The 26311-nt window shown below is 56.9% G+C and carries 27 protein-coding genes, 1 tRNA gene, 1 pseudogene and 1 riboswitch; of the genes and pseudogenes, 22 read left to right on the top strand and 7 right to left on the bottom strand.

The annotated features are described in order from the left end of the window. Positions 1–97: 97 nt before the first annotated feature. From BN1125_RS15060 to BN1125_RS15040, 5 genes are all read left to right on the top strand, one after another. Positions 98–2038: a putative bifunctional diguanylate cyclase/phosphodiesterase gene (locus tag BN1125_RS15060; RefSeq protein WP_042013234.1), complete on the top strand. Its 1941-nt coding sequence runs from the start codon at positions 98–100 to the stop codon at positions 2036–2038. A gap of 154 nt (positions 2039–2192) precedes the next feature. After that, positions 2193–3758, top strand: coding sequence for an AbgT family transporter (locus BN1125_RS15055; protein WP_042013233.1), 1566 nt, complete (start codon positions 2193–2195; stop codon positions 3756–3758). 71 nt (positions 3759–3829) lie between these two features. After that, the gene (nfsA, locus tag BN1125_RS15050; protein ID WP_042013231.1) at positions 3830–4555 is read left to right on the top strand and encodes an oxygen-insensitive NADPH nitroreductase; all 726 of its coding nucleotides are present in this window, start codon (positions 3830–3832) and stop codon (positions 4553–4555) included. 194 nt (positions 4556–4749) lie between these two features. Further along, positions 4750–5514, top strand: coding sequence for a hypothetical protein (locus BN1125_RS15045; RefSeq protein ID WP_042013230.1), 765 nt, complete (start codon positions 4750–4752; stop codon positions 5512–5514). Then, on the top strand, positions 5508–6062 hold the full coding sequence (locus BN1125_RS15040; RefSeq protein ID WP_042013229.1) for a VOC family protein: 555 nt from the start codon (positions 5508–5510) through the stop codon (positions 6060–6062). The genes BN1125_RS15045 and BN1125_RS15040 overlap by 7 nt, the downstream gene beginning before the upstream one ends. Positions 6063–6173: 111 nt before the next feature. Here the strand turns inward: BN1125_RS15040 and BN1125_RS15035 are convergent, their stop codons facing one another. Further along, entirely contained in the window at positions 6174–7436 is a 1263-nt protein-coding gene (locus tag BN1125_RS15035; RefSeq protein WP_084202325.1) for an MFS transporter, read from the bottom strand. Between the two features lie 95 nt (positions 7437–7531). Between BN1125_RS15035 and BN1125_RS15030 the strand changes: the two genes are divergently transcribed. Next, on the top strand, positions 7532–8407 hold the full coding sequence (locus tag BN1125_RS15030) for a LysR family transcriptional regulator (RefSeq protein ID WP_042013228.1): 876 nt from the start codon (positions 7532–7534) through the stop codon (positions 8405–8407). A 63-nt stretch (positions 8408–8470) separates the two neighbouring features. Beyond that, positions 8471–9427, top strand: a complete 957-nt coding sequence (locus BN1125_RS15025) for a LysR substrate-binding domain-containing protein (protein WP_042013226.1) — start codon at positions 8471–8473, stop codon at positions 9425–9427. A 95-nt stretch (positions 9428–9522) separates the two neighbouring features. On the opposite strand, the gene ribA is transcribed toward BN1125_RS15025, so the two are convergent. After that, the gene (ribA, locus tag BN1125_RS15020; protein WP_042013225.1) at positions 9523–10116 is read right to left on the bottom strand and encodes a GTP cyclohydrolase II; all 594 of its coding nucleotides are present in this window, start codon (positions 10114–10116) and stop codon (positions 9523–9525) included. A 247-nt stretch (positions 10117–10363) separates the two neighbouring features. Here ribA and cmk point away from each other — a divergent pair, with 247 nt between their 5' ends. The 6 genes from cmk (at position 10364) to pyrF (ending at position 15537) form a co-directional block, all read left to right on the top strand. Further along, positions 10364–11056, top strand: coding sequence for a (d)CMP kinase (cmk, locus tag BN1125_RS15015; RefSeq protein ID WP_042013224.1), 693 nt, complete (start codon positions 10364–10366; stop codon positions 11054–11056). A gap of 94 nt (positions 11057–11150) precedes the next feature. Next, a complete protein-coding gene (rpsA, locus tag BN1125_RS15010) occupies positions 11151–12821 on the top strand; it encodes a 30S ribosomal protein S1 (protein WP_042013223.1) in 1671 nt (556 codons plus the stop codon). A 92-nt stretch (positions 12822–12913) separates the two neighbouring features. Beyond that, positions 12914–13198, top strand: coding sequence for an integration host factor subunit beta (ihfB, locus tag BN1125_RS15005; RefSeq protein ID WP_005299934.1), 285 nt, complete (start codon positions 12914–12916; stop codon positions 13196–13198). Positions 13199–13356: 158 nt separating this feature from the next. After that, positions 13357–13641, top strand: coding sequence for a LapA family protein (locus tag BN1125_RS15000; protein WP_042013222.1), 285 nt, complete (start codon positions 13357–13359; stop codon positions 13639–13641). Between the two features lie 9 nt (positions 13642–13650). Then, entirely contained in the window at positions 13651–14817 is a 1167-nt protein-coding gene (lapB, locus tag BN1125_RS14995; RefSeq protein ID WP_042013221.1) for a lipopolysaccharide assembly protein LapB, read from the top strand. An 18-nt stretch (positions 14818–14835) separates the two neighbouring features. Beyond that, positions 14836–15537 (top strand): orotidine-5'-phosphate decarboxylase, encoded by a 702-nt coding sequence (pyrF, locus tag BN1125_RS14990; protein ID WP_042013220.1) that lies wholly within the window; start codon positions 14836–14838, stop codon positions 15535–15537. Here the strand turns inward: pyrF and rrtA are convergent. After that, positions 15512–16105 carry a rhombosortase gene (rrtA, locus tag BN1125_RS14985; RefSeq protein ID WP_167562322.1) on the bottom strand — a complete coding sequence of 198 codons (594 nt, stop codon included), beginning with the start codon at positions 16103–16105 and terminating at the stop codon, positions 15512–15514. The two genes, pyrF and rrtA, sit on opposite strands and share 26 nt — an antisense overlap. Between rrtA and BN1125_RS14980 the strand changes: the two genes are divergently transcribed. From BN1125_RS14980 to BN1125_RS14960, 5 genes are all read left to right on the top strand, one after another. Beyond that, positions 16104–16727, top strand: a complete 624-nt coding sequence (locus BN1125_RS14980) for a tRNA-uridine aminocarboxypropyltransferase (protein WP_042013219.1) — start codon at positions 16104–16106, stop codon at positions 16725–16727. The genes rrtA and BN1125_RS14980 overlap by 2 nt on opposite strands. A gap of 20 nt (positions 16728–16747) precedes the next feature. Further along, positions 16748–17455 carry a 7-cyano-7-deazaguanine synthase QueC gene (queC, locus tag BN1125_RS14975; protein WP_042013218.1) on the top strand — a complete coding sequence of 236 codons (708 nt, stop codon included), beginning with the start codon at positions 16748–16750 and terminating at the stop codon, positions 17453–17455. Positions 17456–17516: 61 nt separating this feature from the next. Continuing rightward, positions 17517–18188, top strand: a complete 672-nt coding sequence (queE, locus tag BN1125_RS14970) for a 7-carboxy-7-deazaguanine synthase QueE (RefSeq protein ID WP_042013274.1) — start codon at positions 17517–17519, stop codon at positions 18186–18188. A 1-nt stretch (position 18189) separates the two neighbouring features. Further along, complete coding sequence (locus tag BN1125_RS14965; protein ID WP_005337126.1) at positions 18190–18420, top strand: DUF3820 family protein; 231 nt, start codon at positions 18190–18192, stop codon at positions 18418–18420. Further along, entirely contained in the window at positions 18417–18992 is a 576-nt protein-coding gene (locus BN1125_RS14960; RefSeq protein ID WP_042013217.1) for a cob(I)yrinic acid a,c-diamide adenosyltransferase, read from the top strand. Before BN1125_RS14965 ends, BN1125_RS14960 begins: the two co-directional genes overlap by 4 nt. Positions 18993–19061: 69 nt before the next feature. Here BN1125_RS14960 and BN1125_RS14955 read toward each other — a convergent pair whose 3' ends face one another. Beyond that, positions 19062–19466 (bottom strand): H-NS family histone-like protein, encoded by a 405-nt coding sequence (locus BN1125_RS14955; protein WP_042013216.1) that lies wholly within the window; start codon positions 19464–19466, stop codon positions 19062–19064. Positions 19467–19768: 302 nt separating this feature from the next. Beyond that, positions 19769–19940, top strand: a riboswitch (Lysine riboswitch). A gap of 88 nt (positions 19941–20028) precedes the next feature. Between BN1125_RS14955 and BN1125_RS14950 the strand changes: the two genes are divergently transcribed. Both BN1125_RS14950 and BN1125_RS14945 read left to right on the top strand, forming a co-directional pair. Next, positions 20029–21609, top strand: coding sequence for a Na+/H+ antiporter NhaC family protein (locus BN1125_RS14950; protein WP_042013215.1), 1581 nt, complete (start codon positions 20029–20031; stop codon positions 21607–21609). Positions 21610–21700: 91 nt separating this feature from the next. Beyond that, on the top strand, positions 21701–22282 hold the full coding sequence (locus tag BN1125_RS14945) for a thymidine kinase (RefSeq protein WP_042013214.1): 582 nt from the start codon (positions 21701–21703) through the stop codon (positions 22280–22282). 80 nt (positions 22283–22362) lie between these two features. On the opposite strand, the gene BN1125_RS14940 is transcribed toward BN1125_RS14945, so the two are convergent. Next, the gene (locus BN1125_RS14940; RefSeq protein WP_042013213.1) at positions 22363–23700 is read right to left on the bottom strand and encodes a flavohemoglobin expression-modulating QEGLA motif protein; all 1338 of its coding nucleotides are present in this window, start codon (positions 23698–23700) and stop codon (positions 22363–22365) included. A 158-nt stretch (positions 23701–23858) separates the two neighbouring features. Between BN1125_RS14940 and BN1125_RS14935 the strand changes: the two genes are divergently transcribed. Both BN1125_RS14935 and BN1125_RS14930 read left to right on the top strand, forming a co-directional pair. Further along, positions 23859–24314 (top strand): type III secretion system chaperone family protein, encoded by a 456-nt coding sequence (locus BN1125_RS14935; protein ID WP_005337119.1) that lies wholly within the window; start codon positions 23859–23861, stop codon positions 24312–24314. Positions 24315–24448: 134 nt separating this feature from the next. Beyond that, a tRNA-Ser gene (locus tag BN1125_RS14930) sits at positions 24449–24536 on the top strand. Positions 24537–24693: 157 nt separating this feature from the next. Here the strand turns inward: BN1125_RS14930 and BN1125_RS18695 are convergent. Both BN1125_RS18695 and BN1125_RS14925 read right to left on the bottom strand, forming a co-directional pair. Further along, positions 24694–25097 (bottom strand): annotated as a pseudogene (locus BN1125_RS18695) (helix-turn-helix domain-containing protein); the annotation flags it as partial. Between the two features lie 331 nt (positions 25098–25428). Further along, positions 25429–26301 (bottom strand): U32 family peptidase, encoded by an 873-nt coding sequence (locus BN1125_RS14925; RefSeq protein WP_042013211.1) that lies wholly within the window; start codon positions 26299–26301, stop codon positions 25429–25431. Positions 26302–26311: the final 10 nt, after the last annotated feature.

Genomic DNA, 26311 nt, shown 5'->3' with positions numbered 1-26311 from the left:
CGGCGGTTTGTCCTTTTGTTTTCCGGTTCACCAGTGACCATCCAGCATGAATGACGTTGACCAGATGAATACGCTTGACGAAGGGTTACTGAAGACAATGGATGTTCTGCATACGCCTATCTGGGTGTATGACATCGAACATCATCATATTTTCTGGGCAAATCACGCAGCACTTCCCCTATGGGAGGCCACCTCCCTTGATGAGCTCTGTTCCAGAGATTTTTCGGCTGATATGGCCACCGCCATAGCGCTGTTGTTGCAACGCTACCTTGGGGATTTTCAGCAGGGGCGCAGCTATAGCGAATGGTGGACTATCTCCCCAAAGGGGGTCAAGAAGCAGCTCTATCTGCGCCTTTCCGGCATTCAGCTGGCTGGCCGTCTGATGATGATGACCGAGGCGGTGCTCGACTCCGATACCCTCTATCAGGAGTCCTCGCTGGCGACGGGCGATACCCTGGCCTGCCTGTTCGATAGCGATGGCCTGTTCGAAAGCGGAAACTATCACTTCGAGATGTGTTTCGGTCACCGGATCGCCAAGCTCTCCCAGGTTTTTTCCGGCAGTGACGACAGTTTTTACCAGAAGCTCTCCCGACTCGATGAAGTGGTGACCGAAGGGGAGTGTCGTACCCTCAAGGGGATGCGCTGGTTCCAGTATCAGTTTCGCTATATCCAGCAGGGGGCACGGATTTTGCTCACCATGCGCGATATTACCGATCGCAAGCTCGAGGAGCTGGAGCATCGCCATCTGGCCTGGCACGACTCCCTGACCGGGCTGCTCAATCGTTACGGTTTGATGAAATCCCTCGAGGCCTACTGTGGTCTCGGCGAACGTTTCGCGCTGGTGTTCATGGATCTCGATAACTTCAAGCTGGTCAATGACAACTATGGCCACAAGGCGGGGGATCGGTTGCTGGAGCGGGTTGCCGGTCGCCTCAAACAGATTTGCCCCCGTGATGTGGAGTTGGCCCGCTTGGGTGGGGATGAGTTTACCGCATTGGTCCCCTTGGGAAACCAGAGTGAACGAGCCCAGGATGTGGCTGACCAGATGCTATCCCAGATGACAAAACCGTTGCAGTTAAGTGGGCTGCCGGAGGTGACCATAGGTGGCAGTATCGGCATCGCCATCTATCCCGATGATGCGGATGATGGGGACAACCTCATCACCCGGGCCGATATGGCCATGTATCAGGCCAAGCACATGGGACGGCTGCGCTGGCAGCGTTTTACCCCCAGCATGCAGCAGACCCTGCAGCGCAAGCTCAATCTCAAACAGTTTCTGGCCAAGGCGATCGGTCGTCAGGAGCTGAGCCTCTGCTACCAGCCGCAGGTCGATGCCGCCAAACAGCGCCTGCTCGGTTACGAGGCACTGCTGCGCTGGTACAATCCGGTGCTCGGCCATGTGTCACCAGTGGAGTTTATCCCCCTTGCCGAAGAGATGGGGCTGATCCGCGAGATCGGCAGTTGGGTGCTCTCAACGGCGCTGGCTCAGATGGCCAGTTGGAAGCTGCGCTTTGATAAACGGGTCCCTGTCTCGGTAAACCTGTCGGGTTTTCAGCTCTCATCGGCATTGCCCGGACAGGTACGGCAGCAGCTGGAGTCATACGGTGTTGATGCGTCACTGTTGACACTGGAGCTGACCGAGACCGTGCTGATGCTGGGTATGAAGGGGTGCCTCGATATTCTCGATAGCTTGAGTGAATTGGGGATAAAAATTGCCATCGATGATTTTGGCACTGGCTACTCATCCCTTTCCTACCTCAATCGTCTGCCCATCGATACGATCAAGCTGGATCGCTCCTTCGTCACCGGTCTCAACCTGCCGGTGATCCGGGCGACCGCCGCCATGGCTACCAATCTGGGGTTGGGAATCATGGCAGAAGGGGTGGAGGAGCCTCACGAATTGGCGGCACTGCAGACTCAAGGGTGCCATTTCTTTCAGGGATATCTGTTCAGCAAGCCGCTGACGGTGGCGCAAGTCGAGGCGAGCGGCTTCGTGGTGGCGTGTTCGGTCGGGTGTTATCCACTGGTTAATACATAAATTTCAGTGTTACTAGTGTGCGCTAAGCCACAATTTGGCATTTTATTTTGCCAAATCTAATCAAAATTAATCATCTTTTGCGTCTTGTCATAGGATGAATGGCGGGTGATTGCTAGTATGCGGCCTCATTTCTAGGGAAAGGGGTATCGCAATAATGAGTCATTCCGCAGTCACGAACAGTCCGGCCAGCCCTCCCAACGGCTGGTTGAACCGTTTCCTCAATGGCGTCGAGAAAGCCGGGAACAAACTACCCGACCCCGCCATGCTGTTTCTGTATGCCCTGCTGATCGTCTGGGTCGGCTCTTGGGTGCTGTCGCAATTCCAGTTTGATTTGGTCAATCCCCGCACCGGGGAGGCCGTGGTGGTCAATAACCTGCTGACCGGTGCCGGCCTGGCCGAGTTCCTCTCGAGCATGGTCACCACCTTCACCGGGTTTGCCCCCCTAGGCATCGTGCTGGTGGCCATGCTGGGGGTCGGGGTGGCCGAGCAGTCCGGTTTTATCAATACCGGTCTGAAAAAGTTGCTGAAAGTGACGCCAGCCCGTTTCCTGACCCCCATGCTGATCCTGGTGGCCATCGTCAGCCATACCGCTGCTGATGCGGGTTATGTGCTGGTGATCCCCATCGGCGGCATCATCTTCCACGCTGCCGGACGCCATCCGCTGGCGGGGATCGCGGCGGCGTTTGCCGGCGTGTCCGGTGGCTTTGCCGCCAACTTCCTGCCCTCCGGTGGTGACGCCCTGCTGCAGGGGTTCACCCAGTCAGCCGCCCAGCTGCTTGACCCCGAATACATGGTCAACACCCTGTGCAATATCATCTTTACCGGTGCCTCCTCCCTGCTGATCATCTGTGTCGGCTGGTTCATCACCGAAAAGGTGGTGGAGCCGCGCCTCAAGCACGTAGCGCTTAACGAGGATCTGGAGAGTGCCGACGAGATGGGGCGCTACAGCGAACAAGAGAGCCGTGCCTTCAACTGGGCCGGGTTTTCCATGTTGGCGGCTATCGTGCTGCTGGCGCTGGCGCTGTCACCGGCCGATTCGCCGCTGCGTGCTGCGGATGGTTCCCTGACCACCTTTGCCGCCCCGGTAATGAAGTCCATCGTGCCGCTGATCTTCTTGCTGTTTATCCTGCCTGGGATTGTCTACGGTTTTGTGGCGGGCAGCTTCAAGAGTGGCAAGGATGTGATCGACGCCATGTCGGCCACCATGAACAAGATGGGCTCCTACATGGTCATGGCCTTCTTCTGTGCGCTTTTCATCAAGGCGTTCGGTGATTCCAATCTGGGCACTCTGCTGGCCCTCTCTGGTGCCGAAGTGCTCCATGCCATGGCGCTGCCCGGTCAGGTGACCATCGTCGGGATGATCATGCTCACAGCCGCCGTCAATCTGGTGGTGGGATCTGCCTCGGCCAAGTGGGCGCTGATCAGCCCCATTCTGGTGCCCATGCTGATGGCGGTGGGGATCTCCCCCGAGCTGACCCAGGCGGCCTATCGGGTCGGGGACTCCGCCTCCAACATCATTACCCCCCTGATGGTCTTTTTCCCGCTGGTGGTGGTCTATTGCCAGCGCTATGTGAAGAGCACCGGGATAGGGACGCTGGTCTCCATGATGCTGCCTTACTCGCTGGCCTTCCTGGTGAGCTGGACCATCTTCCTGCTGGTCTACTGGGCGCTGGGCTTCCCGCTCGGGTTGCAGGCCCCTTATGTCTATCCAGCCCCTTGATGGGATGAGTGCGAGGGAGCCTTGGGCTCCCTCGTTTTTTTCGCTATGGTGTTACCTCACATGGAGGTACCATGAATCCGACCATCGATCTTATCCTTTCCCATCGTTCCATTCGCCAGTTCAGTGCCGATCCGATAGTGCCCGAGCAGTTGGATGCCATCCTTGCCGCTGCGCAAGCAGCCGCCAGCTCGAGTTTTCTGCAGGTGACCAGCATCATCCGGGTAACAGAGTCGCAGGCGCGTACCCGGCTGGTCGAGCTCGCCGGCAACCAGCCTTATGTCGCTCAGGCTGCCGAATTTCTGGTGTTCTGCGCCGACTACTATCGCCATACCCAGATCGTGCCCGAGGCCCAGACAGGTTATGCGGAGCAGTTGCTGATCGGGGCCATCGATGGCGCCCTGATGGCGCAAAATGCCCTGCTTGCTGCCCAGTCACTGTCATTGGGCGGGGTTTATATTGGCGGGCTTCGCAACCATCCGATCGAGGTAAGCGAGTTGCTGGGGTTGCCCCATCAGGTGATCCCGCTGTTTGGTCTCTGTCTCGGCCATCCGGCCCAGCAGCCGGAGCAGAAACCCCGTCTGCCCAGAGGATTGGTCGTGCATCAGGATCGCTATCAGCACGAGCTGGATCGTGACATGCTGGCCCAATACGATCAGCAGATCGCGGACTACTATCAGGCCCGCAGCAGCAATAACAAGCAGCAGACCTGGAGTGGCCAGATCCGCACCATACTGAGCAAGGAGTCCCGTCCTTTCATGCTGGGATTCTTGCAGTCACGAGGCTTTAACCTCAAGTAATGGTGCTGATGGGCGATACGATGGGGAAGTGATGACCACCATGGTCATTTTCCCATGATCCTGCAATGTCTCCCTGAGACCGGGTACACAGCTTGGTGACAAATCATGGGCAAGGAGGGATCTACAGGCTACCTTAAGTAGGTAAGCTGTTGTAGGATCACGCAATTGGATTGGGACAGGGGTTTGGACATCCTATGATTTTAACTTTGATATTGCTGTCTATCGGCGCGCTCCTGTTTTTGGTTATCGCCTATAACGTGGTACAGCAATATAAGCAGAAGGCGGAGGCTGAAAAGCGTCAGGCCGTTGCCAGACACAAGACAGTGGCCGACGAGACCGAAGAGGTGCTGCTGAACGTCAATCTGGTGCCTTTCTCCAAAAACATGGTACTGCTGCTTCAGCACCGGATCCTCGATGCCTATCGTGCCATCGTCCAGGTGATGCCCAACCCCCAGCTCAAGCAGCGCATCGCCGATGTGCAGATCCAGATTAAGAATGTGCAGGAGAATTACAGTGCGCAGGATGAGGGGCATTTCAAGACCCCTGAGTCCGATCGTCAGGCGATCCAGATGCTGCAGTTGGTCAAGAAGTTGCGGGCCGTGCTGCGTGTTGAGCACAACAAGGGCAAGATAGACCCGCAGGGATTTGCCCAGGAAGATCGTCGCCTCGAGCTTATGCAGTTGAAAATCAATATCTCCAATCTGGTCAAGCGTGCAATGGATGCCCGCATTCAGGGCCAATATGGTACTTGCCGCCAGCTCTATACCAAGGGGTTGTCGGCGGTGGCCAGCATTGGCGACAAGGATCCCTATCTGCTGGCTCGTGAAGAGGATATGCGTCAGGGGCTCAAGGAGCTTGAAGAGTTTCTGCAGCAGAACAGCGCGCAGGATCTGCAAAACATCAAGGACAAGGAGGTCGATGAGCTCGATGTCCTGTTTCAACCCAAGAAAAAATGGTAAACATGTCTCATCCACTCGATTCCACACTGGGGCCAATGGCCCCATTTGTTTCTCAGCTATTGGCCGAACTGGCCACCACGGGTGTCATCATCCCCCAGCCAACAGTCGATCACCTCTGTTATCGGGCGGCCACCTTGCAGGAGTATCGCGCGCGATGCGCTGTGCTGGCTGGAGAGGGCTGCTTACTGGTGGAGGGGATGATCGGCGGTCGTCCCATTGCGACTTATCGGTTGCATCAGCCACTGCTGGTCGGTGAGGTGCAGGTGCCCTGTATCGAACTGGCGGCACCAAAACCGGGTCGCGTTCATCAGGCGGGACTGGAACATATCGAACTGGTGGTCGCCTCACTGCAGGATCTGGTGGCGCGCTATTCCGAGCTGCCGTTCAAAACCGGCAACATACTGGATACCCGCAACCCCGATATCGGTCTGATGTTGCCCTCCGGTCAGATCAAGTTTCATCTTCGCTCACTGGCCGAGGTGATCGCCGACGAGGTGGCGACCGGTGCTGTGGTGGCGGTGCCTGCGGATTATTTCGAGCAGGATTGATTCAGCGCAAAATGCAGTGTGAGCCTGACAGGCTCTTGATTCGCACAGCAAAAGGGGTCACCGATATGACCCCTTTTGCTATTTGGAGATGCTTGGCTGCGAGATGGTTATCTAGTCGTGCGTGAGCCTGTTTGTGCGGATCCCGTTACCCGTGCCGCTGGGGTCGCTGGGCGGGGAGTGGCGATTCGCTTCGCTTCGCTGCTTGAGGCGACCGAGCCAGAGACTCAAGCCCGCCGTCAGGATGAGGATCAGTTCAATCCCCATGACCAGCCCGCCCAGTTCGCCCTGCTCCCAGAACGGGTGCAGGTAAATCCCCCCCAGACTGGCCCCCAGATAGTAGGCCACCAGATAGAGGGAGGAGGCGAGGGCCCGGTTGTGTTCGACATGATGGCCGACCCAGGCACTGGCACAGGCGTGTGCTAGGAAAAAACCGAAGCTGGAGACCAGCAAGCCACTCAGGATCCCGATCAGGCTTCCCTGCAGCAGCCACAGGGTGCCGATGGCCATCAGCGCGATACCGGCAAGCAGCATGCGCTGGGCGCCCCAGCGGTTGGCAAAGCGGCCACTCAAGGAGGAGGCGACAGTGCCCGACAGGTAGGTCAGAAATAGCATGCCGAGCCACTGGGTGGGCAGGGAGAAGGGGGGCTTTGCCAGCAGGAAGGTGAGATAGCTGAACTGGTTCAGAAAGACCATGAAGTTGAGCCCCCCGATAAGGTAAGCCCCCACCAGCAAGGGATTGCTCAGATGTTGCTGCAAGGCGCGGACGAATTGACCGCGAACGGGGTCACTCGCCACAAAGCGGGTCTGGTGGGGCAACAGCCAGAAGACCAGCGGCAGCAGTGACAGGCTGATAACACCAATTCCCAGAAAGGTATGCTGCCAGTCGCCAAACCAGCCTGCCAACAGGCCGCCGACCACCCGACCGGCAATGCCACCGAGGGAGTTGGCTGCGATATAGATCCCTACTGCCGAGAGCAGCGCCCGTTTGCTGAACTCTTCCCCCATATAGGCAATCGCAGTGGCTGGTAACCCGGCCAGCAGCGCACCCTGAAGAATGCGCAGCAGCAGCAGGGTGCCAAACTGCTCGACCAGCGGGATTAACAGTGAGAGCAAGATTGCTAGGGTGAGGGTACCCAGCATGACTTGCCGGCGGCCGTGGCGATCCGCGAGTCTGGCGCAGATCAGCAAGGAGGCGGCGAGACCTGCGGTACACCCTGCCAGGGTCCAGCTGGCCGAGAGGGCGTTGACCGAGAATACCTCGGCAATCATGGGTAACAGGGGGTGGGTTTGATAGAGATTGAGAAACACCAGAAAAGAGCCCAGGCTGAGGGCCAGGGTAGTGCGTATCCATTCGCGACTGCCGACTTCGATCATTGGGTATTGTCCTGACTGCTTTTAGTCAGGGTAGAGACCTTATCGATATAAGCATAATATATTTAAATTATCCGACTCATAAGATGAATTGATAAATGGATCTGAAACAGCTCACCTATCTGCTGTCGGTCAGGGATGCCGGTTCGTTTACCAGGGCCGCCAACAGTCTGCACGTGGCACAGCCGGCCATCAGCATGGCCATCGCCAAACTGGAGCAGCAGCTCGAGTTGCGGCTGTTTGATCGCCAGGACCGGGTGGTACGGCTCACCCCGGAGGGGGAGGTGCTCTGCCGCCATGCCGAGCGCCTGTTGCTGCAGATGCATCAGGCCGAGGCCGAGATGGCCGAACTGAAAGGGCTGGAGCGAGGGGAGGTGCGCATTGGGATCCCCTATATGATGGGCTCCTACTATTTTCCCCCTCGCCTGATGGCTTTCAAGCACCGCTACCCGGGGCTCAAGATCCGGGTGGAGGAGGCGGGCACCCGAGAGTTGCTCAGCCGGATGGTGGATGGATCCCTTGATCTGGCCATTCTCATCACCAGCGATCTGCCGCCCGCCATTGAGGGGGCTCATCTGCTGAGTGAAGAGATGCTGATGGTAGTGGGGGAGGATCACCCTCTGCGCGGCACCCCGGCCGTCACCCTCTCGCAGTTTTTCGCTCAGGAGCTGGCGCTGTTTCGCCGCGGTTTCTACCATCGGGAGCATATGGAGGCGCTGGCACAGAGCCTTGGCGTCGAACCCGATATCGCCTTCGAGAGTAATCTTATCCCCCTGCTTAAGGCCGTGGTACGACAAGGCTTTGCGGTGACCACCTTCTTGCGGATGGTGCTGGAAGAGGATCCGGATCTCAGCGGTGTGTCCTTCGATCCACCCATCTATCTCGATCTGTGCGTGGCGTGGCGGCGTGGCGACCCGCTCTCCATGGCCAACCGCGCCTTACGTGATTTTTTGCTAACGGATCGCCTTGCCTGATGGCAACCGGGCCTTGCTGAAAGTTTGTTACTATTAACGGTGGGTTCGCTTGAGGGCTACACCATGAAACTGCAGCAATTGCGCTATATCGTCGAGGTGGCCAACCACAGGCTGAATCTGTCGGTCACCGCCGAGAGCCTGTTCACCTCTCAACCCGGGATCAGCAAACAGGTACGGATGTTGGAGGATGAACTGGGGATCCAGATCTTCGAGCGCAGCGGCAAACACCTGACCCGGATCACCCCCATTGGTCGGGATGTGATCAAGGTGGCGACCGAGGTGCTGGACAAGGTCGCCATCATCAAGGTGATGGCGAAACAGCATGTTCATCCGGATCAGGGCTCGCTCACCATCGCGGCCAGCCATCTGCAGGCCCGCTATATTCTGCCCGCCATCCTCAAGGGATTCATGACCCGTTTTCCCAAGGTGGCGGTGACTGTGATGCAGGGGAGTGCGGCGCAGTGCCGGGCCGCCGTGGATGTGGGGGCTGCTCATCTTTTGCTGGTCGATGACATGCAAGAGGGAGGGGACCTGCTGATGCTCCCCTGTTTTCAGTGGCAACGGGGGCTGCTACTGCCAAAGGATCATCCGTTGGCGAAGGTTTCCTCGCTGAGCCAGGCAGAACTGGTTGAGTTTGCGCTGGTGAGCGACGGGAGAGCGCTATCTGCCGCCCATGGCTCGGATCACCCCCATGCCCAGAGCCGGATTGTGTGCAGCGCAAGCGACAGCGATGTGCTCAAAACCTATGTCAGGCAAGGGATGGGGATTGGCGTGATGGCAACCTTTGCCTGGGAGCCCCAGCGCGATGGCGATCTGCTGCTTCAACCGGCACCCTGGCTGGCTGGCGGTCTGGCCGCGATTGGACTGCGCAAAGGGGCATTTTTGTGTGCCTATTTGTTCGACTTTGTGGAGCGTCTTGCGCCCCACCTGACCCGGGAGCGGGTAGAACAATGTTGTGCTGCCCGTACTGGCGAGGAGTGTAATGGGTTGCTGGCCAATCTGACAGTGCCACTGAGATAAGCGTGAGCGGCTTGCGATCATGGCAAGAAAAACGCCTCCAGATGGGAGGCGTTTGACTATCTAACCTTTGTCAGTTCAGGCTCACTATTTCAGGTTCACTTCTTCAGCATGTGATCCAGCTTGTTGGCCTTGGTCGACAGATAGAACTCGTTATGGGGATTGCGTCCTTCATGCAGCGGTACTCGCTCGGCCACCGGAATGCCGAAGGATTCCATCGCTTTCATCTTGCGCGGATTGTTGGTCATCAAGCGCAGGGATGTGACCTCGAGCTGCTTGAGCATGTCGGCGCAAATTGTGTAATCGCGCATGTCGGCGGCAAAACCGAGGGCGACGTTAGCTTCGACGGTATCGGCCCCCTGATCCTGCAGATGGTAGGCGCGGATCTTGTTGAGCAAACCGATGCCACGGCCCTCCTGACGCACGTACAACAACACGCCACGACCCGCCTTGGCGATGTTTTCCATGGCTGCCTGCAGCTGGAAGCCGCAATCGCAACGCAGGCTGAACAGGGCATCGCCAGTCAGGCACTCGGAGTGGATGCGGCCCAGCACGGGCTCATCGCCGGTTATATCGCCCATCACCAGTGCGGCGTGGTCCTTGCCCGTGCCGGTTTCCTGAAAACCTACCAGCGTGAAGGTGCCCCAAGGGGTTGGCAATTTGGACTTGGCCACAAGGGTAACGCTGCTCATCGGTGCTCCTTACTACTAACTGCGCAAAAAAAGGGGGCCAGTTTAACGTGCCTTGCCTGGCTCGACCATAAGAACAAGCCCCTGCATTGCCTAATGACATGGTGAAACGGGATAGGAAGCGTCATGGCGAGGGCTTTTCAGCCTTATATGAGGATTGATGACTGCCAGATCCACCACATTCAGGTATAATCTGCGCCCATTAACCCACCCCTTCGGGATGGGAGCAACACAGTGCAGGAGAGATGTTATGCCTCAGATGGCCCCCGTAATGACAATTGATGGCCCCAGTGGTGCAGGTAAAGGCACCTTGTGTCAGCTGCTTGCTGAGAAGCTGGGTTGGCACTTGCTGGACTCGGGCGCCATCTATCGGGTGTTGTCCCTGGCCGCCCTGCATCACGATGTCGAGCTGGACAGTGAAGCCTCACTGGTGCCACTGGCTGCCAATCTGGATGTGCAATTTCAGGTAGAAGGGGATCTGGTCAAGGTGATCCTGGAAGGGGAAGATGTTTCGCGCACCATCCGCACCGAAGAGGTGGGTAATGCCGCCAGTAAAATCGCCGCCTTCCCCCGAGTGCGCGAAGCCTTGCTGCGCCGTCAACGGGCATTTCGTCAGGCCCCGGGTCTTATCGCAGATGGTCGAGACATGGGCACCGTGGTTTTCCCAGAGGCCGAGCTGAAGATTTTCCTCGACGCCAGCGCCGAAGAACGGGCCCAGCGTCGCTATAAGCAGTTGCAAGATAAGGGCTTTGATGTTAACTTTGAGCGTCTTTTAACCGAGATTCGGGAACGTGACGATCGCGACAGAAATCGCGCTACTGCCCCCCTGAAACCGGCAGAAGATGCTCTGGTGGTAGACTCTACCGCCATGACCATAGATGACGTGCTGGCTACAGTGCTCGCCTATGCAGAGCAACAACTTGGTGATGCCAGCGCAAGCTGACATCCGGTCGTCTGCACCAAGGATGGCGCAGATTATTTAAAACAGCCCCGCTTGTGCCGGATTGCAAGTGGATGTTTCATTTGTGACATAAACAATGATCGAATCTTTTGCTCAACTCTTTGAAGAGTCCCTGAACGCCGTTGAAACCCGTCAAGGTTCCATCGTCAAGGGTACTGTCGTTGCTATCGAGAACGGTTTCGTACTGGTTGACGCCGGTCTGAAATCCGAGTCCGCTATCCCGGCTGAAGAATTCAAGAACGCCATGGGCGAGCTGGAAATCAACGTCGGCGATACCGTTGATGTGGCTCTGGACTCTATCGAAGATGGTTTCGGCGAAACCAAGCTGTCCCGCGAAAAAGCCAAGCGCCACGAAGCCTGGCTGCAGCTTGAGAAGGCATACGAAGAGCAAGCTACCGTTATCGGTATCATCAACGGCAAGGTCAAGGGTGGTTTCACCGTTGAACTGAACGGCATCCGTGCCTTCCTGCCGGGTTCTCTGGTTGACGTGCGTCCGATCCGTGACACCGCTCACCTGGAAAACAAAGAACTCGAGTTCAAAGTCATCAAGCTGGACCAGAAGCGCAACAACGTTGTTGTTTCCCGTCGTGCCGTGATCGAGACCGAGAACACCTCCGAGCGCGAAAGCCTGCTGGCTAACCTGCAAGAAGGTCAAGAAGTTAAGGGTATCGTCAAGAACCTGACCGACTACGGTGCATTCGTAGATCTGGGCGGTGTTGACGGCCTGCTGCACATCACCGACATGGCGTGGAAGCGCGTTAAGCATCCTTCCGAAATCGTCAACGTTGGCGACGAGATCGCTGTCAAGGTTCTGAAGTTCGACCGCGAGCGTACCCGTGTATCCCTGGGTCTGAAGCAGCTGGGCGAAGATCCCTGGGTTGCTATCGCCAAGCGTTACCCGGAGACCACCCGTCTGTCTGGCCGCGTGACCAACCTGACCGACTACGGCTGCTTCGTTGAAATCGAAGAAGGCGTTGAAGGCCTGGTACACGTATCCGAGATGGATTGGACCAACAAGAACATCCACCCGTCCAAAGTTGTTAACGTTGGCGACGTGGTTGACGTGATGGTTCTGGATATCGACGAAGAGCGTCGTCGTATCTCCCTGGGTCTGAAGCAGTGCAAATCCAACCCGTGGCAGCTGTTTGCCGAAACTCACGCCAAAGGCGACCGTGTTTCCGGCAAGATCAAGTCCATCACTGACTTCGGTATCTTCATCGGTCTGGATGGCGGCATCGACGGCCTGGTTCACCTGTCTGACATCTCCTGGAACAACCAGGGCGAAGAAGCCGTGCGTGAATTCAAGAAGGGCGACGAGATCGAAGCCGTTGTTCTGCAAGTGGATCCGGAGCGTGAGCGCATCTCCTTGGGTGTCAAGCAGATCGAAGAAGACCCGTTCAACAAGTACCTGGCTGACAACAAGAAAGGTGCTATTGTGAAGGGTAAGGTTACCGAGGTTGATGCCAAAGGTGCCGTTATCGAACTGGCTGACGGCGTAGAAGGCTACCTGCGTGCCTCCGACGCTGCTCGTGACCGTGTAGAAGACGCCACTCTGGTGCTGTCTGTTGGTGACGAAGTTGAAGCTAAATTCATGGGCGTTGATCGTAAGAACCGCACCGTGAGCCTGTCTGTCCGTGCTAAGGACGAGGCTGATGAGCGTGTTGCTATCGATAGCCTGAACCAACAAGAAGAAGTTGTGTTCAGCAATGCTATGATGGAAGCATTCAAAGCCGCCAAGGGTGAGTAATCCTTGAAGCAAGAAAAGGGCGGCATTGCGCCGCCCTTTTTTATCCTGGCAAAATGAATATTGCATGTGATCGGGGAAGGAGATTTAACGTTATGACCAAATCAGATCTCATCGAACAACTGGCAGCCAGCCGCATGCATATGCCGGCCAAGGATGTCGAAGCCGCCATCAAGGAGATCCTTGAACAGATGGCATCGACCTTGCAAAACGGCGACCGGATTGAAATCCGCGGATTCGGCAGTTTTTCACTGCACTATCGTGCGCCCCGAGTGGGACGCAACCCCAAAACCGGGGACAAGGTTGAATTGACCGGGAAATATGTCCCGCACTTCAAACCTGGCAAAGAGTTGCGCGAGCGCGTCAACATCATCGAATAATGCAGATATGGGCATACCTCGAGTATGCCTTTTTTGTTTTTGGCGCCGATTCCTGTGCCAATCGTCTTGTTTCTTAAACTCTTTTCCCATTCACTCTAGAGTCTGCCTGCGATTTTAAGGATAATCAGCCTCTCATTAGATACTGACAGGGAGCTCTTATGAAGCGTATTTTGGCCCTCATTCCGCTGGTGCTGGTGTTTGTTCTGACCCTGGCGCTGGGCTCACAAAATGGCCAGCTGGTTCAGTTCAATTACCTGATCGCTCAGGGTGAGTTTTCGCTTGCCATGCTGTTGGGCTTCTTCTTTGCTGGCGGCTTTTTGCTGGGCTGGCTGGTATTCGGCCTGCTGTTCCTGCGCCTGAAAATGCAAAACCGCACCCTCAACCGTACCATGCGTCGTCAATCCCGCGAGTTGGAGCTGGTCCGGTCACCGGGTAAGGAATAATGTTCCTCAATGCTTGAACTGCTTTTCCTGCTGTTGCCCATCGCCGCCTGTTATGGCTGGTACATGGGGCGCAGGAGTGTTCGCCAGGACACCCAAAAACAGAGTAACCAGTTTTCCCGCCAGTATGTGGCGGGTCTCAACTATTTGCTGTCCGATGAATCCGACAAGGCGGTGGATCTCTTTATCCAGCTGCTTGAGGTGGACAGTGAAACCATCGAAACCCACCTTTCTCTCGGCAACCTGTTTCGCCAACGGGGAGAGGTGGATCGCGCCATCAAGATCCACCAGAACTTGGTGACCCGCCAATTGACCCGAGAGCAGCGTCAGCTTGCCTTGCAGGAGCTGGCTCGCGATTTTCTGGCGGCCGGTTTACTCGACCGTGCCGAAGCGCTCTGGAATGAACTGTGTGAGGACAGCGATTTCGAAGAGACGGCGCTGGCGCAGCTGCTGATCATCCATCAGCAGTTGCGGGATTGGGACAAGGCCATCGATGTCGCGGTTCGTCTGCAAAAATTCCAGGGCAAGAAGCTTGCCGATCCCATCTCTCACTTTTATTGCGAACAGGCCGAGATCGCACTGCAGGATGGCAATAAAGGGGAGGGGCTGGCCAAACTCAAGCGGGCGCTCGGTATCAATCCGGCATGTGCCCGCGCCAGTCTGCGGCTCGCCGATCTTGCCATGGCGGAAGGGGAGTATGAGCAGGCTGGCAAGGAGCTGCTACGGGTGTTTGAGCAGGATATCGACTTTGCTTCCGAGGCAATGCCCAAATTGCTCGCGTGCTACCAGCAGTTGGGACGCGGCCAGGCGTTGATCCCGCTGCTGGAAAAGGCGGTCGAGGATCACGCGGGTGTCAGCGTGACACTGGCGTTGGCCAAACTGGTGGAGGAGCGCGATGGCCTGAGTCAGGCCCGTTCGCTGGTACTGCGTCAGCTGCGTCGTCACCCCTCCATGAAAGGTTTTTACCAGCTGGTGGGTTTTCAGCTGGCCAGTGCGGAGGAGGGGCCTGCCAAGGAGAGTCTCGAACTGCTGCAACAGCTGGTCGGCGAGCAGATCAAAATCAAGTCAACCCACAAGTGTCGGCAGTGCGGCTTTGCCACTCACTCGTTGTTCTGGCAGTGCCCGTCTTGTCGCCAGTGGGGTTCCATCAAGCCGATCCGTGGTCTGGACGGTGAATAACAAGCAATAGGATGTGAGATGCAAGATCCCAAAGTACTGGTAGCGCTGGATTATCAGCACGAGGCAGATGCCTTAGCGTTCGTTGAACGTATCTCTCCGGCCCAGTGCCGTCTCAAGGTAGGCAAGGAGATGTTTACCCTGTTTGGCCCGCAGTTTGTACGCCAGCTGGTGGCCAAGGGATTCGATGTCTTTCTGGATCTGAAGTTTCACGATATTCCCAATACCGTTGCCAAAGCCGTGGCAGCCAGTGCCGAGCTCGGTGTCTGGATGGTCAACGTGCATGCCAGTGGTGGTGAGCGGATGATGCGTGCCGCCAAAGAGGCGCTACTGCCTTATGGCGACAAGGCCCCCCTGCTTATCGGCGTGACCGTGCTGACCAGCATGGAGCAGTCCGACATGATCCCTCTTGGTCTGGATATGAGCCCGGCCGAGCAGGTGATCCGGCTGGCGACCTTGACCAAGACCTCCGGTCTGGATGGGGTGGTCTGTTCTGCCAACGAGGCCCATGAGCTGAAAGCCTTGCTGGGCGCCGATTTCAAGCTGGTGACCCCGGGCATTCGCCCGACCGGTTCTGAGGCGGGCGATCAGCGCCGGGTGATGACACCCAAAGCGGCGGTCGAGGCCGGTTCCGATTATCTGGTTATCGGTCGCCCCATTACGCAGGCTGCCGATCCGGCCGCCATGCTGGCCAGCATCAATGCCGAGCTGGCGGGGGCGTAACCGGCTCACTCAGTGAAACACGGTGCAGGCCGAGCAACAGGCCTGCACCTGCCCCGATAAGATGAGAGCCGATGTGTACTCTGGCATTGATCAGGGTGGAGATCGGGCTCTCTCCGGCGTTGTAGAAGTCCAGCGTAAGTTTGATCCCCACCCCCGACAACAGCAGCCAGCCCGATGTGCGGCGTCCGTGGCGGATATCCTGCATCGCCCCCCAGACAAACAGGCCATGCAGCGAGCCGGATAGCCCCATGTACCACTGGGTCTGCGGGCACCACCACCAGATCCCCAAGCCCACTGCCAACCAGAGCAGCAACATCAGCAGCGGCAGGCGAGCCCCACCCAGATAGTCGCGAAACAGGCTATAGAGGATGGCGAGGCCGCCCAGATTGAGCAGCAGGTGCCACAGATTGGTATGAGCCAGATTGCCTGTTATGATCCGCCACCCTTCGCCCCCGGCGATCAAGGGCCGATCGAAGGAGAGCTGAAGATTGGGAACGGTAAAGAAGAGTAGCAAGCTGGTGAGAGAGAGCGTGATAACCCAGAGCAATCCAGATTTGTCTGACAACATGAAACAGTCCAACGACAAGAACAGTCGATACTGTACTCGTTGCACTCGTGCCCTCAAAGCCTGCCTGTGCGATTATATTGCGCCGGTTGACAACTACACGCCCCTCTATATCTTGCAGCACACGAGTGAGGTGGCGCATCCCAAGGGAACCGCAGCCTTGCTGGCCGCCTCTTTGCAGCAGTGCGAGATCCATGTGGGGGAGGACTTTTCCCGCGATGAGTGGCTGAGCGGCCTGCTTGCTGACGCTTCCCGGCGCTGTTATCTGCTCTGGCCGGATGAGGATGCCATTTCGCTGACCGATCTTCGCCAACAGTGGGAGAGTGAACCCTCTGGCAAAACGTCGGTCGCCTTTATTTTGCTCGACGGCACCTGGCGCAAGGCCTACCGCATGTTGCAGAGCAATCCGGCCCTGGCCAGCTTGTCCCGGATCGGCATTGGCGCCGTTGCCGGTCAATACGCCATTCGCAAGAAACCCTTTCCCGATGCCCTCTCGACAATAGAGGCGGGCTATCACCTCTTGTCCCGGTGGGAGGGGGCGCCAGAACGCTATGCGCCCTTGCTAACCCTGTTCAACCGGTTGAATACCCAGTGGCAGGACTTTGCCGAAGGCCGCCGGGCGTGACAATTCAAGGAGTTATCAAGATGAAAAAAGCAGTCGTGGTTTTCAGCGGCGGTCAGGACAGCACTACTTGTCTGGTGCAGGCATTGGCCCAGTATGATGAAGTGCACGCCATCACCTTCGACTATGGCCAGCGCCATCGGGAAGAGATCGACACTGCGCGCCGCCTGGGCAGTGCATTGGGGATTGCCGCCCACAAGGTGATGGATGTAACGCTGCTCAATGAGCTGGCGGTCTCTGCCCTGACCCGTGACGACATCCCTGTCAGCTGCGAGCTGCAGGATAATGGCCTGCCCAACACCTTCGTGCCGGGCCGCAATATCCTGTTCCTGACCCTGGCCTCCATCTATGCCTATCAGGTGGGTGCCGAAGCGGTGATCACCGGTGTCTGCGAGACCGACTTCTCCGGCTATCCCGATTGCCGTGACGAGTTCGTCAAGGCCCTCAATCAGGCGGTGTCGCTGGGGCTGGATCGCGGTATCCGTTTTGAAACTCCCTTGATGTGGCTCGACAAGGCCGAGACCTGGGCACTGGCGGATCACTATGGTCACCTTGACACAGTGCGCCAGCAGACCCTGACCTGCTACAACGGCATTGCCGGTGACGGTTGCGGCACGTGTCCTGCGTGTGAACTGCGCAGTCGCGGCCTGAACAACTATCTGGCTGACAAGGCGGGCATCATGGCCAGGCTGTTTGAAAAAACCGGGCTGGGTGAGAAAAGCGCAGAGTGAGCCTGCGTCTTGCCGTGGCTTGAGGTATAATCCGCGACTTTTGCAACAAGCCGTGATCGAGATGAACTACCCAATCAACGAGATTTTCCAGACCATCCAGGGGGAGGGCATCTTTACCGGCCTGCCCGCCATCTTTGTTCGCCTGCAGGGTTGCCCGGTGGGTTGCCCCTGGTGCGATACCCGTCATACCTGGGTTGTTGATCCGGCTCGTGAAATGGGTAAGGAGGCGGTGCTGGATCGTTCCAACGAATCCGATTGCTGGAGCCAACTCAGCACCGCGCAGATTATCAAGAGCTTTGGCGATCTGGGTTATCAGGCGCGCCATGTGGTGATCACCGGTGGCGAGCCCTGCCTCTACGATCTGCACGAACTCTCGTCAGCACTGCTGGCGGCGGGTTATCAGGTGCAGATTGAAACCAGTGGTACCAGTGAGATCAAGACCCATGAGCAGACCTGGGTCACCGTCTCCCCCAAGATTGGCATGAAAGGGGGACTGCCTGTGCTGGTCTCGGCGCTGGAGCGGGCCAACGAGATCAAGCATCCGGTGGCGACTGAACACCATATTGAAGAGCTGGATGCGCTGCTGGCTACCGCGACCCTGCGTCCGGATGTGGTCATTGCCTTGCAACCCATCAGCCAGAAGCCACGGGCCACCCAGTTGGCCATGGATACCTGCATTGCCCGTAACTGGCGACTCTCAATCCAGACTCATAAATATCTGGATATCGATTAATATGGATTGGCTATCTGATGAACAGGTGCTGCTGACCCTGACCAACAAGATGCCTTACGGTAAATATCAGGGGCGGCGTATCATCGATATTCCCGAGCCCTATCTGGTGTGGATGGCACGTAGTGGCTTTCCTGCGGGTAAATTGGGCCAGACGCTGGCGTTGGCTTACGAAATCAAACTCAATGGACTCGAGTCCATGATTATTCCCATTATTAACAGGATGTCGGTATGAGAATATATACGAGGCAGGGCGACAAGGGCATGACCCGGCTGGCCGATGGTATCCCATTGCCCAAGGATCATTTGCGGGTCGAGACCTACGGTTATATCGATGAGCTCAACTCCCATCTTGGCTTGCTGATTTGTGACGTGCCGTCGCAAGAGCTCTGCTTATTGGCTGACTTGCAGTTGTTGCAACAGGAGTTGTTTGATCTGGGGGGGGAGTTGGCATTCTCCAGTGCTGCCCAGAATCCATCTATTTGGCAAGTCAATGCAGCCTGGACGACTCGCCTTGAACAGCAGATCGATCGTTATAGCGAGCCATTGCCACCGCTGCGTCAATTTATATTGCCCGGTGGTTCCCGTGCCGCGGCGCAGGCGCATGTGGTGCGTACCCTGGTACGGCATTGCGAGCGCTTGCTGCTGACATTGAGTCATGCAGAGTGCGTCAATCCCGAGGTCTTGCCCTATCTGAACCGGATGAGTGACTGGTTCTTCACCGTTGCCCGCTATCTCATCTGCGTGGCAGGGGATCGTGAAGTGCTGTGGGTCAAGGCAGCTGATCGCCCACAATCGGCTATCTGATATGTCACATTTAAGCGGTAATAAAAAACCTCGCCAAGGCGAGGCTTTTTATTGGTAACGCAAGAGCTGTCAGATAGCAAAATCTTCCAGTGATTTACCTGCTGCCACGGCGCTGGCAATGGCCGAAGGCATGCGGCCCTGGCCGGTCCAGGTTTTCTCTACGCCATTATCCTGATAGCGATATTTGGCCGGACGTGGCGCCCGCTTGGCTTTTTCTGATTTGCCGGGGTTGGTAGCGACAGCGCTTACCAATTCTGCCGGGTCAATACCGGCGGCTTTCAGCATTTCGCTATATTCGTTAATTTTCCGCAGATGCTCTGCACGGGCCTGACGCTCGGCAGCTTCATCCTGCTGACGTTCAGCAACGATAGTAGAGAGTTTTTCCAGTGCCTCTTCCAGTTGTTCCAGAGAAAGCTCGCGGCAGGTCGCACGCAGACTGCGGATATTAAGCAGCACCTTTAAAAATTCATTCATAGGAGTTACCACGTCGAGTCTGAGAAAAATATTATGTTCCAGCTGATTCTTGCTTGGCGATTTAAATAAGTCAAGCCGGGTTAAATATTATATCCGTGGGGAACATCAATATAGATATTTAATATGACCAGCAATAGACTTGGTGATTGGATGCCAATGAAGCCGAAGTAGGTGAAAATAGCGTCAAATCTGGCATTGTTGCATCATTTGACTACCTTTTTTCAACCTTGATATGTTTATCATGACTATTTAATCAAAAAACTTGCTATAAGCTGCCATCTCGATAAAATGTCCCTCGAATACCTTTAAGTAGAGGCGCGCTGCCTATGACTACTTGTGCGGAGGGTGATGCCTGTGATGCACAAGGAAAGGAGTCAGCGCCGAAGTGGCCAGGCCATCATACCGGGCTGCTGGTTCTGCATCTAATAGGTGCAGGACTGCCATAGTCATCCACTATGGAGCGCTACCTGAAGGGGCTGAGGAGTATGACCTCCCCATAGGTTTTGTTTCTTTAGATCCTCTCGGTAGATCTCCACCTGTAATCTTTAGGTGCAAAGAGATCATGGACATTAGTCATTTCGCCGACTCCGGTTGGTCCGTACTTCCCCCTCTGTTGGCTGTCGCGCTGGCGATCCTGACCCGCCGCGTATTGTTGTCCCTTGGTGTGGGCATCGTCACGGGCAGTCTGCTGCTCAACCAGTTTTCGCCCCTCGAATCCCTGCACTACATGCTGAATACCGTACTCAAGATCTTCTGGGTCGATGGCGCACTCAATCGTGACAACGTCAACATGATCCTGTTTATGCTGTTGCTGGGTGGCCTCATCAGCCTGATGAGTGTCTCCGGGGCGACCCGTGCCTTTGCCGAGTGGGCCGAGCGTCGTGCCAAGACCCGCAAGGGTGCCAAAGCGCTGACCGGCATGATGGTATTTGCCTTCTTTATCGATGACTTCTTCCACAGCCTGTCGGTGGGGGCCATCTGCCGTCCTGTCACCGACCGTTTTCAGATCTCCCGTGCCAAGCTGGCCTATCTGTTGGACTCCACCGCGGCGCCGGTCTGCGTGCTGATGCCCATCTCCTCCTGGGGCGCCTATATCATCGCGCTTATTGGCGGCATTCTGGCGGCACACGGCCTGACCGAGCAGAGCCCCATCGCGGCGTTTGTCGAGATGATCCCGATGAACCTCTACGCCGTCTTCACACTCATCATGGTGCTGGTGGTGATTGCATTCCAACTCGATATCGGTCCGATGCGTCAACACGAAGCGTGGGCGCTGGAAGGCAAGCTGTGGGATGAGTCCAAGGGCCGCCCCATCGGTCTGGATATGGAGAGCCCGGAGGAGAGCAACGGCGGCATGATCGACATGGTACTGCCGATCCTGACCCTGACCGCTGCCACCATCTATTTCATGATCGATTCCGGTGCTGCGGTGCTGAGCGAGCAAGGGTTGCCGTTCAGCGTGCTCGGTTCGTTCGAAAACACCAACGTCGGCTCTTCGCTGGTCTACGGTGCCCTGTGCAGTCTGATGGTCTCCATCGGTCTGGCGATGCGCTTGAAGCTGGGTGCCAAGAACTGGATCAAGGCCGCGCCGCAAGGTGTTATGGCCATGCTGCCGGCCATCAACATCCTGCTGTTCGCCTGGACCATCGGTGCCGTAGTGCGCGATGTGGAGACCGGCAAGTACCTGGCTTCGCTGGCTAACGGCAACCTGCCGATCGAAGTGCTGCCCGCCGTAGTCTTTATTCTTTCCTGTGCCATGGCGTTTGCCACCGGCACCAGCTGGGGCACCTTCGGCATCATGCTGCCGCTGGCCGGTGACATGGCTGCTGCCAGCGACATCAGCCTGATGCTGCCGATGCTGGCTGCTGTACTGGCTGGTTCGGTATTCGGGGATCACAGCTCACCCATCTCCAGCACCAGCATCCTTTCAGCGACCGGCGCCGGCTGCCATCACATCGATCATGTGATGACCCAACTGCCCTATGCGCTGGCCATCGCCTTCGGTGCGGCCATCGGTTACTTGGCCATGGGCTTGATGCACTCCAGCCTGGCCGGTTTCAGCGTCAGCGCCCTCTGGTTCTTGCTCTTTACCGGCTATCACCTGAAAAAGGCTAAAGCGCGGCCAGTGCTGGCCACCGCGTAACATTTATAGAGCAAGGGGCCCGCGGGCCCCTTGGTTTTGTCAGGGGCTTTGGTTAGCATGCGCCCCATAAATTCAGTATCGGAACAGTATCATGGCTTCACTGCACTACAAATTTGCCACCATGAATTCAGGCAAATCCACCCAGCTCATTCAGGCGCACTTCAACTATCTGGAGCGGGGCATGCATCCTCTGGCGATGACGCCAGCCATTGATGACCGTTTCGGGGTCGGGGTGATCAGTGCCCGGGTAGGCCTTGAACTGAAGGTGGACGTGTTCAGCGACAACTGTGATCTGTTTGAAATGGTGAAAGCGCGCCATGCAAAGAAACATATCGATGTCTTTATCGTGGACGAGGCCCAGTTCCTGACCCGTGAGCAGGTATACCAGCTGGCCCGCATTGTCGATGAACAGGATATTCCGGTGATGGCCTATGGCCTCAAGACCGATTTTCGCGGCGAGCTGTTCCCGGGTTCCTACCATCTGCTCTGTCTGGCCGACAAGTTTGAAGAGCTGAAGAGCATTTGCTGGTGCGGCAACAAGGCCCACATGAACTCCCGGGTCAACGAAGCGGGGCAAGTGATGCGCGATGGCGAGCAGGTGGAGATCGGTGGTAACGATCGCTATGTGTCGCTCTGCCGCAAACACTATCTGGAAGGTCGGGCCTACAAGTAACCCGACTGTGATATTTGAATAGTCGAGAAGGGCGCCAATCTGGCGCCCTTCTTCTTTTCCCCAACTGGTATCGCAGTGGTTCAGTCGATCTCGATATCCACTGGCGCAATGATGGGGTCGGCGACTGGCAGGCGTTGAAACAGCTGGCGAAAATGGTGCTGTACCCGACCGATATCCACCAGTGACATGCCGGAGGCAAAACCGAACCAGACGTAGAGCCCGGTTAGATCGCGAAACATCGGCGGCAGGTAACGAGGGGCGGCAATCAGTCCCTCCAGATAGTGCTGATAGAGCACCGGAATGTCATCCAGCGTCACCTTGCCGACAAACAGCATCGGCAGGATCTCGGGCACCCCTTCCAGCACGGCGCTGCGGATAAAGTTGACCGTCTCCACATAGCCACGCACGTAGGAGAGATCCTTGGTAAAGCAGGCGCCACCACCCACCATGCCGCCACGAAAGACCCGCTGGGTGATCTTGTAGGCGTCGTGCTCGCTGGTGCCCTGCTGCACGAAGTGCTGAAACACCTCGATAAAATCGGCGCCGCGCTCGGCCATGTCGATGGCCATCACCCGATCGGAGATGCGCTTGGCCCGATCCGGAAAGGAGCTGAATGTAAGTGTCTCAATCAATACCGCCAGCCCCTCCTGACAGGCGGTGATCCGCGGTGAACCGGCGCTCAGCCAGGTAGCATAGGGCTGCTGACGACCGTTGAGGGTGGTGCCGACATGGACCCATCCTTCGTGTACCTCCAGCACCTGCAAGTCCAGCTCGGAGAAACGGGCGTGGGAGTTGAGCTTGATATAGTCACCACCGGCCGCGGCGTCGGAGACAATCCCATCGCTCAGCTTCACCTGCACCGTGCCGTCACTGAAGTAGCTCGACAGCTTGCCCTGCAGTTTGGCGACCGCGGCTTCTCCTTCAAACTCCTTGGGGTAGGGACGCACCAGATGCCGCGCACCGGGCAGAGAGAATATATCGCACAGGCGGGCGCCAAGCTCCTTGAGAGTCTTGCGATCCCCACGCAGGTGATCGCTGGCTGAGCCATAAAGCAGCTGGCTGTAACGCTGAAAATCGGGTTGGCCGCGCTGGCGCAGCATCTCGATCACCACCATGTACTGATCGACCGTCTCTTGCAGGATCCGGCCAAGATCGTCCTGCGGCCCCAGCTTTCTGCGGATCCGGTCCCGCAGCTCCTTGAGCTCCAGATATTTGTTGCGCGGATCGAAGCCAAGGGGGAGGGCATCATAAAAGTGCCTGTCGATAGCGGGCAGCTCTCTGCCACCGCTTGCCAGAAAGCGCTCTTGCAGATGGCGTGGCCACTTGATGGCATCCAGAATGCGGATGGGCTTTTGCAGAGCGAGCAACTCATCCGAGAGTGATTTCAGATGAAGGCGATACTTTTCTTGGATGGTCATGGGGCCCCCTGTGGGGCAAGCGTCGTCGTGGATTTGGCTGAGTATATGCATAGCGCTTGCCAAAAAGAAGCGAGCCGCATGGTTATCGGGTTGGCGTGCTTTTTGTTGATAGCAAATTGGTTTAGACTGCGCCCCTTGATCCCCATCTTGTCGTGGAAATGATGAATATCCCCAGCTCCGAAATGATAATGCGTTGGTTGCAACAGGCTCGTATCGAGCACTATGTCTGCGACCAGTGTCACGGTATCCACATTGTCTCTTTGCAGTCGGTCGATGGTATTCAGGAGAGCCGGATCTTCGTGGAAGAGGAAGGCCTGCTGTTCTCCTCCGAGCTGGAAGTGCGCCCCTCCGCAATGCTGCCGCTGGTTGCCGAACTGGGCCGACTCAATATGCAGTACCCCTCCCTCAAGGTGTTCCTCGATATCATCGATGACAACCTGCCGCGGCTGGTGGTCGGCCACACCGTCTTTACCAAGGCCGGACTCAGCGTCGAGCAGTTCCTGCTGTTCGTGCAAAGCACCATCGCCGCCACCCACGAACTGGTTGCCGAATGCGAACGTTCAGGCTTCCTCAACCTGCCGGAAATCCAGGTTGCACCGGAATCTGTGCATTAAGTGTTCGAACGGTTCGTCAGGTGAAAAAAGCCGTTGACGCGGGCGGGGCTTTCCCATAAATTACGCCCCGTTCCAGCGCAACAGCGCAGTGAACACCGTGTTGGCTGAACACGTTAAACCGCAGAACAAAATTTGGTGAGGTGTCCGAGTGGCTGAAGGAGCACGCCTGGAAAGTGTGTATACGGCAACGTATCGAGGGTTCGAATCCCTCCCTCACCGCCAAACAGTAAACCCCGACCTTGATGGTTGGGGTTTTTCTTTTGCGTCAGTAACTTGCTGGTTTTAGTGGTGTTTCGTTCACACTTTGCCCCCTGTCATTTTGTCAGGAGGGCCAAAAAGGTGGTACAAAATGGCCATTATGCCGAACCCCAAAAAAGTGTAGGCGGCGCTTGTCGATGGCCTTGATAGTGTGCCAGTGGGCCCGGTGAGGCGACTGATATGACTTAGCGGTAGCATCTGCAGCAAGGCCTCGACTCACGTTCGCAACCTCTGGGTCAGGCGTGATGAGGGGGGCGAGCCAGTCGATGTGCTCAGTAACACGACCACAGTTCAGGCAGTCCACGCGGCGGACAGGCACCTGTAATTGGACACGCTGATCGAGCAGATCGCGATCCCGTATAAGACGGATACGGCGATCATGGGTCAGGGGGCTTGGCTCAAGACAGCGACCGCAGCGTGGAAGCTCAGTGCTGAGCGGCTCTAGCGTGAGGGTGTTTTGGTATCTTGGTGGCTGGCTACGACAGCGTAGCCTGGCCAAAAAGCGGCAAGATCGATAGGATGCATGGTGACAGCAGGGCTCAGGGGTTGGTGTGTTTGGCGACGACCAGTATACCTCGGCCCTGTCTGTCAACTCTCACTTCCCCACGATTCCGCGAAGAACCCAATTTACCAGAGTCCCTGACTGTCAATCCTCTCTTTGCCCGCGATAATGCGCAGAACCTTTTTATTGCAAGCCAGTCAAGGCAAGGGTTGGAGCTACATTGACCCCTTAACCATGGCGCCGTTCTTGATATTCAAAATCTCTAATATCTAGTCACAAAATTGCTTAAATGACTGGCATTAGCCATCATGGCCCCCTTTCTATTCCCGATTATTTTCTATCTTGCCCTTGGGCTTACTCCACCAGACTCATACCCGGTATCTGGCGCCAGTAGCCGTTGCAGTCACTCCCTGACTGCAGGGAGAGGGGAGCCTGGCCCTGCTGGTTGGCTTTGAAGCGGGCCAGCATCTCCAGCGTCTCCATCCCTTGCGGCGACAGCCTGACCACATCCACCAGCCCCGCCATCTCTGCCAGCTCGTTACCCAGGTTATAGCAGTAGCCAGACTGGGTCTGGATCCCGTTGAGATTGAACACCCGTTGTCCCTCGCGGCTGTTGGCCAGTCGCCCGGTGGGGTAGTTGATGCAGGCGAGCTCGCAGTTGTCCTTGGGTTTGTCGAGGGAGCGGGCGGTGAAGCAGCGCGCCGAGTAGGCGAGCGGCAGATGGCCGTAGGCAAACACCTCTACCTCAAATTGGTCGCGCAGGGGGCCCAGATCCTGATTGAGCTGGATCAGCCAGTCACGGGAGAGCTCCACCGGCATGACCCAGCGTTTCATCCCCTGTTTGAGCAGCATGCGCAGCACATCGGCGTTATAGGCGTTGATGGCGGGGCCGCAGACAAAGGGGATGCCTGCCTCCCAGGCGAGTTGCACCGTACCGAGATCGTTGGCTTCGACCAGCAGATCGCCGTTGTCGACCAGCCGCTTCACCTCTTTGAGTTCGGAGGGGGCGGAGATAAGCGCCAGGGTAGAGAGCACCGTCTGTTTGCCTGAGCAGGCCACGTCACGAGCGAGCTGGATCCAGTTATCGACCTTGAGCTCGCGGCGTTTGCTGCAGACCGTTTCACCCAGATAGATGATGTCGGCCTGACTGTTGGCCGCGGCATGGTAAAAAGCCTCGGTATCGGCCTTGGACCAGTAGAAGAGCAGAGGCCCGAGAGAGAATTGCATGCTGTGGGCT

Origin of the sequence: Aeromonas fluvialis (assembly GCF_000819885.1) — a bacterium.
Classification (GTDB): Bacteria; Pseudomonadota; Gammaproteobacteria; order Enterobacterales; family Aeromonadaceae; genus Aeromonas; species Aeromonas fluvialis.
Note: the sequence above shows the minus strand (reverse complement) of the source record. Positions and strands in the feature narration are given on the sequence as shown.

Excerpts from the sequence above, each read along its gene's own strand:
- BN1125_RS15060 (WP_042013234.1), top strand. The coding sequence starts at position 98 with ATGGATGTTCTGCATACGCCTATCTGGGTGTATGACATCGAACATCAT.
- BN1125_RS15055 (WP_042013233.1), top strand. The coding sequence starts at position 2,193 with ATGAGTCATTCCGCAGTCACGAACAGTCCGGCCAGCCCTCCCAACGGC.
- nfsA (WP_042013231.1), top strand. The coding sequence starts at position 3,830 with ATGAATCCGACCATCGATCTTATCCTTTCCCATCGTTCCATTCGCCAG.
- BN1125_RS15045 (WP_042013230.1), top strand. The coding sequence starts at position 4,750 with ATGATTTTAACTTTGATATTGCTGTCTATCGGCGCGCTCCTGTTTTTG.
- BN1125_RS15040 (WP_042013229.1), top strand. The coding sequence starts at position 5,508 with ATGGTAAACATGTCTCATCCACTCGATTCCACACTGGGGCCAATGGCC.
- BN1125_RS15035 (WP_084202325.1), bottom strand. The coding sequence starts at position 7,436 with ATGATCGAAGTCGGCAGTCGCGAATGGATACGCACTACCCTGGCCCTC.
- BN1125_RS15030 (WP_042013228.1), top strand. The coding sequence starts at position 7,532 with ATGGATCTGAAACAGCTCACCTATCTGCTGTCGGTCAGGGATGCCGGT.
- BN1125_RS15025 (WP_042013226.1), top strand. The coding sequence starts at position 8,471 with ATGAAACTGCAGCAATTGCGCTATATCGTCGAGGTGGCCAACCACAGG.
- ribA (WP_042013225.1), bottom strand. The coding sequence starts at position 10,116 with ATGAGCAGCGTTACCCTTGTGGCCAAGTCCAAATTGCCAACCCCTTGG.
- cmk (WP_042013224.1), top strand. The coding sequence starts at position 10,364 with ATGCCTCAGATGGCCCCCGTAATGACAATTGATGGCCCCAGTGGTGCA.
- rpsA (WP_042013223.1), top strand. The coding sequence starts at position 11,151 with ATGATCGAATCTTTTGCTCAACTCTTTGAAGAGTCCCTGAACGCCGTT.
- ihfB (WP_005299934.1), top strand. The coding sequence starts at position 12,914 with ATGACCAAATCAGATCTCATCGAACAACTGGCAGCCAGCCGCATGCAT.
- BN1125_RS15000 (WP_042013222.1), top strand. The coding sequence starts at position 13,357 with ATGAAGCGTATTTTGGCCCTCATTCCGCTGGTGCTGGTGTTTGTTCTG.
- lapB (WP_042013221.1), top strand. The coding sequence starts at position 13,651 with ATGCTTGAACTGCTTTTCCTGCTGTTGCCCATCGCCGCCTGTTATGGC.
- pyrF (WP_042013220.1), top strand. The coding sequence starts at position 14,836 with ATGCAAGATCCCAAAGTACTGGTAGCGCTGGATTATCAGCACGAGGCA.
- BN1125_RS14980 (WP_042013219.1), top strand. The coding sequence starts at position 16,104 with ATGAAACAGTCCAACGACAAGAACAGTCGATACTGTACTCGTTGCACT.
- rrtA (WP_167562322.1), bottom strand. The coding sequence starts at position 16,105 with ATGTTGTCAGACAAATCTGGATTGCTCTGGGTTATCACGCTCTCTCTC.
- queC (WP_042013218.1), top strand. The coding sequence starts at position 16,748 with ATGAAAAAAGCAGTCGTGGTTTTCAGCGGCGGTCAGGACAGCACTACT.
- queE (WP_042013274.1), top strand. The coding sequence starts at position 17,517 with ATGAACTACCCAATCAACGAGATTTTCCAGACCATCCAGGGGGAGGGC.
- BN1125_RS14965 (WP_005337126.1), top strand. The coding sequence starts at position 18,190 with ATGGATTGGCTATCTGATGAACAGGTGCTGCTGACCCTGACCAACAAG.
- BN1125_RS14960 (WP_042013217.1), top strand. The coding sequence starts at position 18,417 with ATGAGAATATATACGAGGCAGGGCGACAAGGGCATGACCCGGCTGGCC.
- BN1125_RS14955 (WP_042013216.1), bottom strand. The coding sequence starts at position 19,466 with ATGAATGAATTTTTAAAGGTGCTGCTTAATATCCGCAGTCTGCGTGCG.
- BN1125_RS14950 (WP_042013215.1), top strand. The coding sequence starts at position 20,029 with ATGGACATTAGTCATTTCGCCGACTCCGGTTGGTCCGTACTTCCCCCT.
- BN1125_RS14945 (WP_042013214.1), top strand. The coding sequence starts at position 21,701 with ATGGCTTCACTGCACTACAAATTTGCCACCATGAATTCAGGCAAATCC.
- BN1125_RS14940 (WP_042013213.1), bottom strand. The coding sequence starts at position 23,700 with ATGACCATCCAAGAAAAGTATCGCCTTCATCTGAAATCACTCTCGGAT.
- BN1125_RS14935 (WP_005337119.1), top strand. The coding sequence starts at position 23,859 with ATGATGAATATCCCCAGCTCCGAAATGATAATGCGTTGGTTGCAACAG.
- BN1125_RS14925 (WP_042013211.1), bottom strand. The coding sequence starts at position 26,301 with ATGCAATTCTCTCTCGGGCCTCTGCTCTTCTACTGGTCCAAGGCCGAT.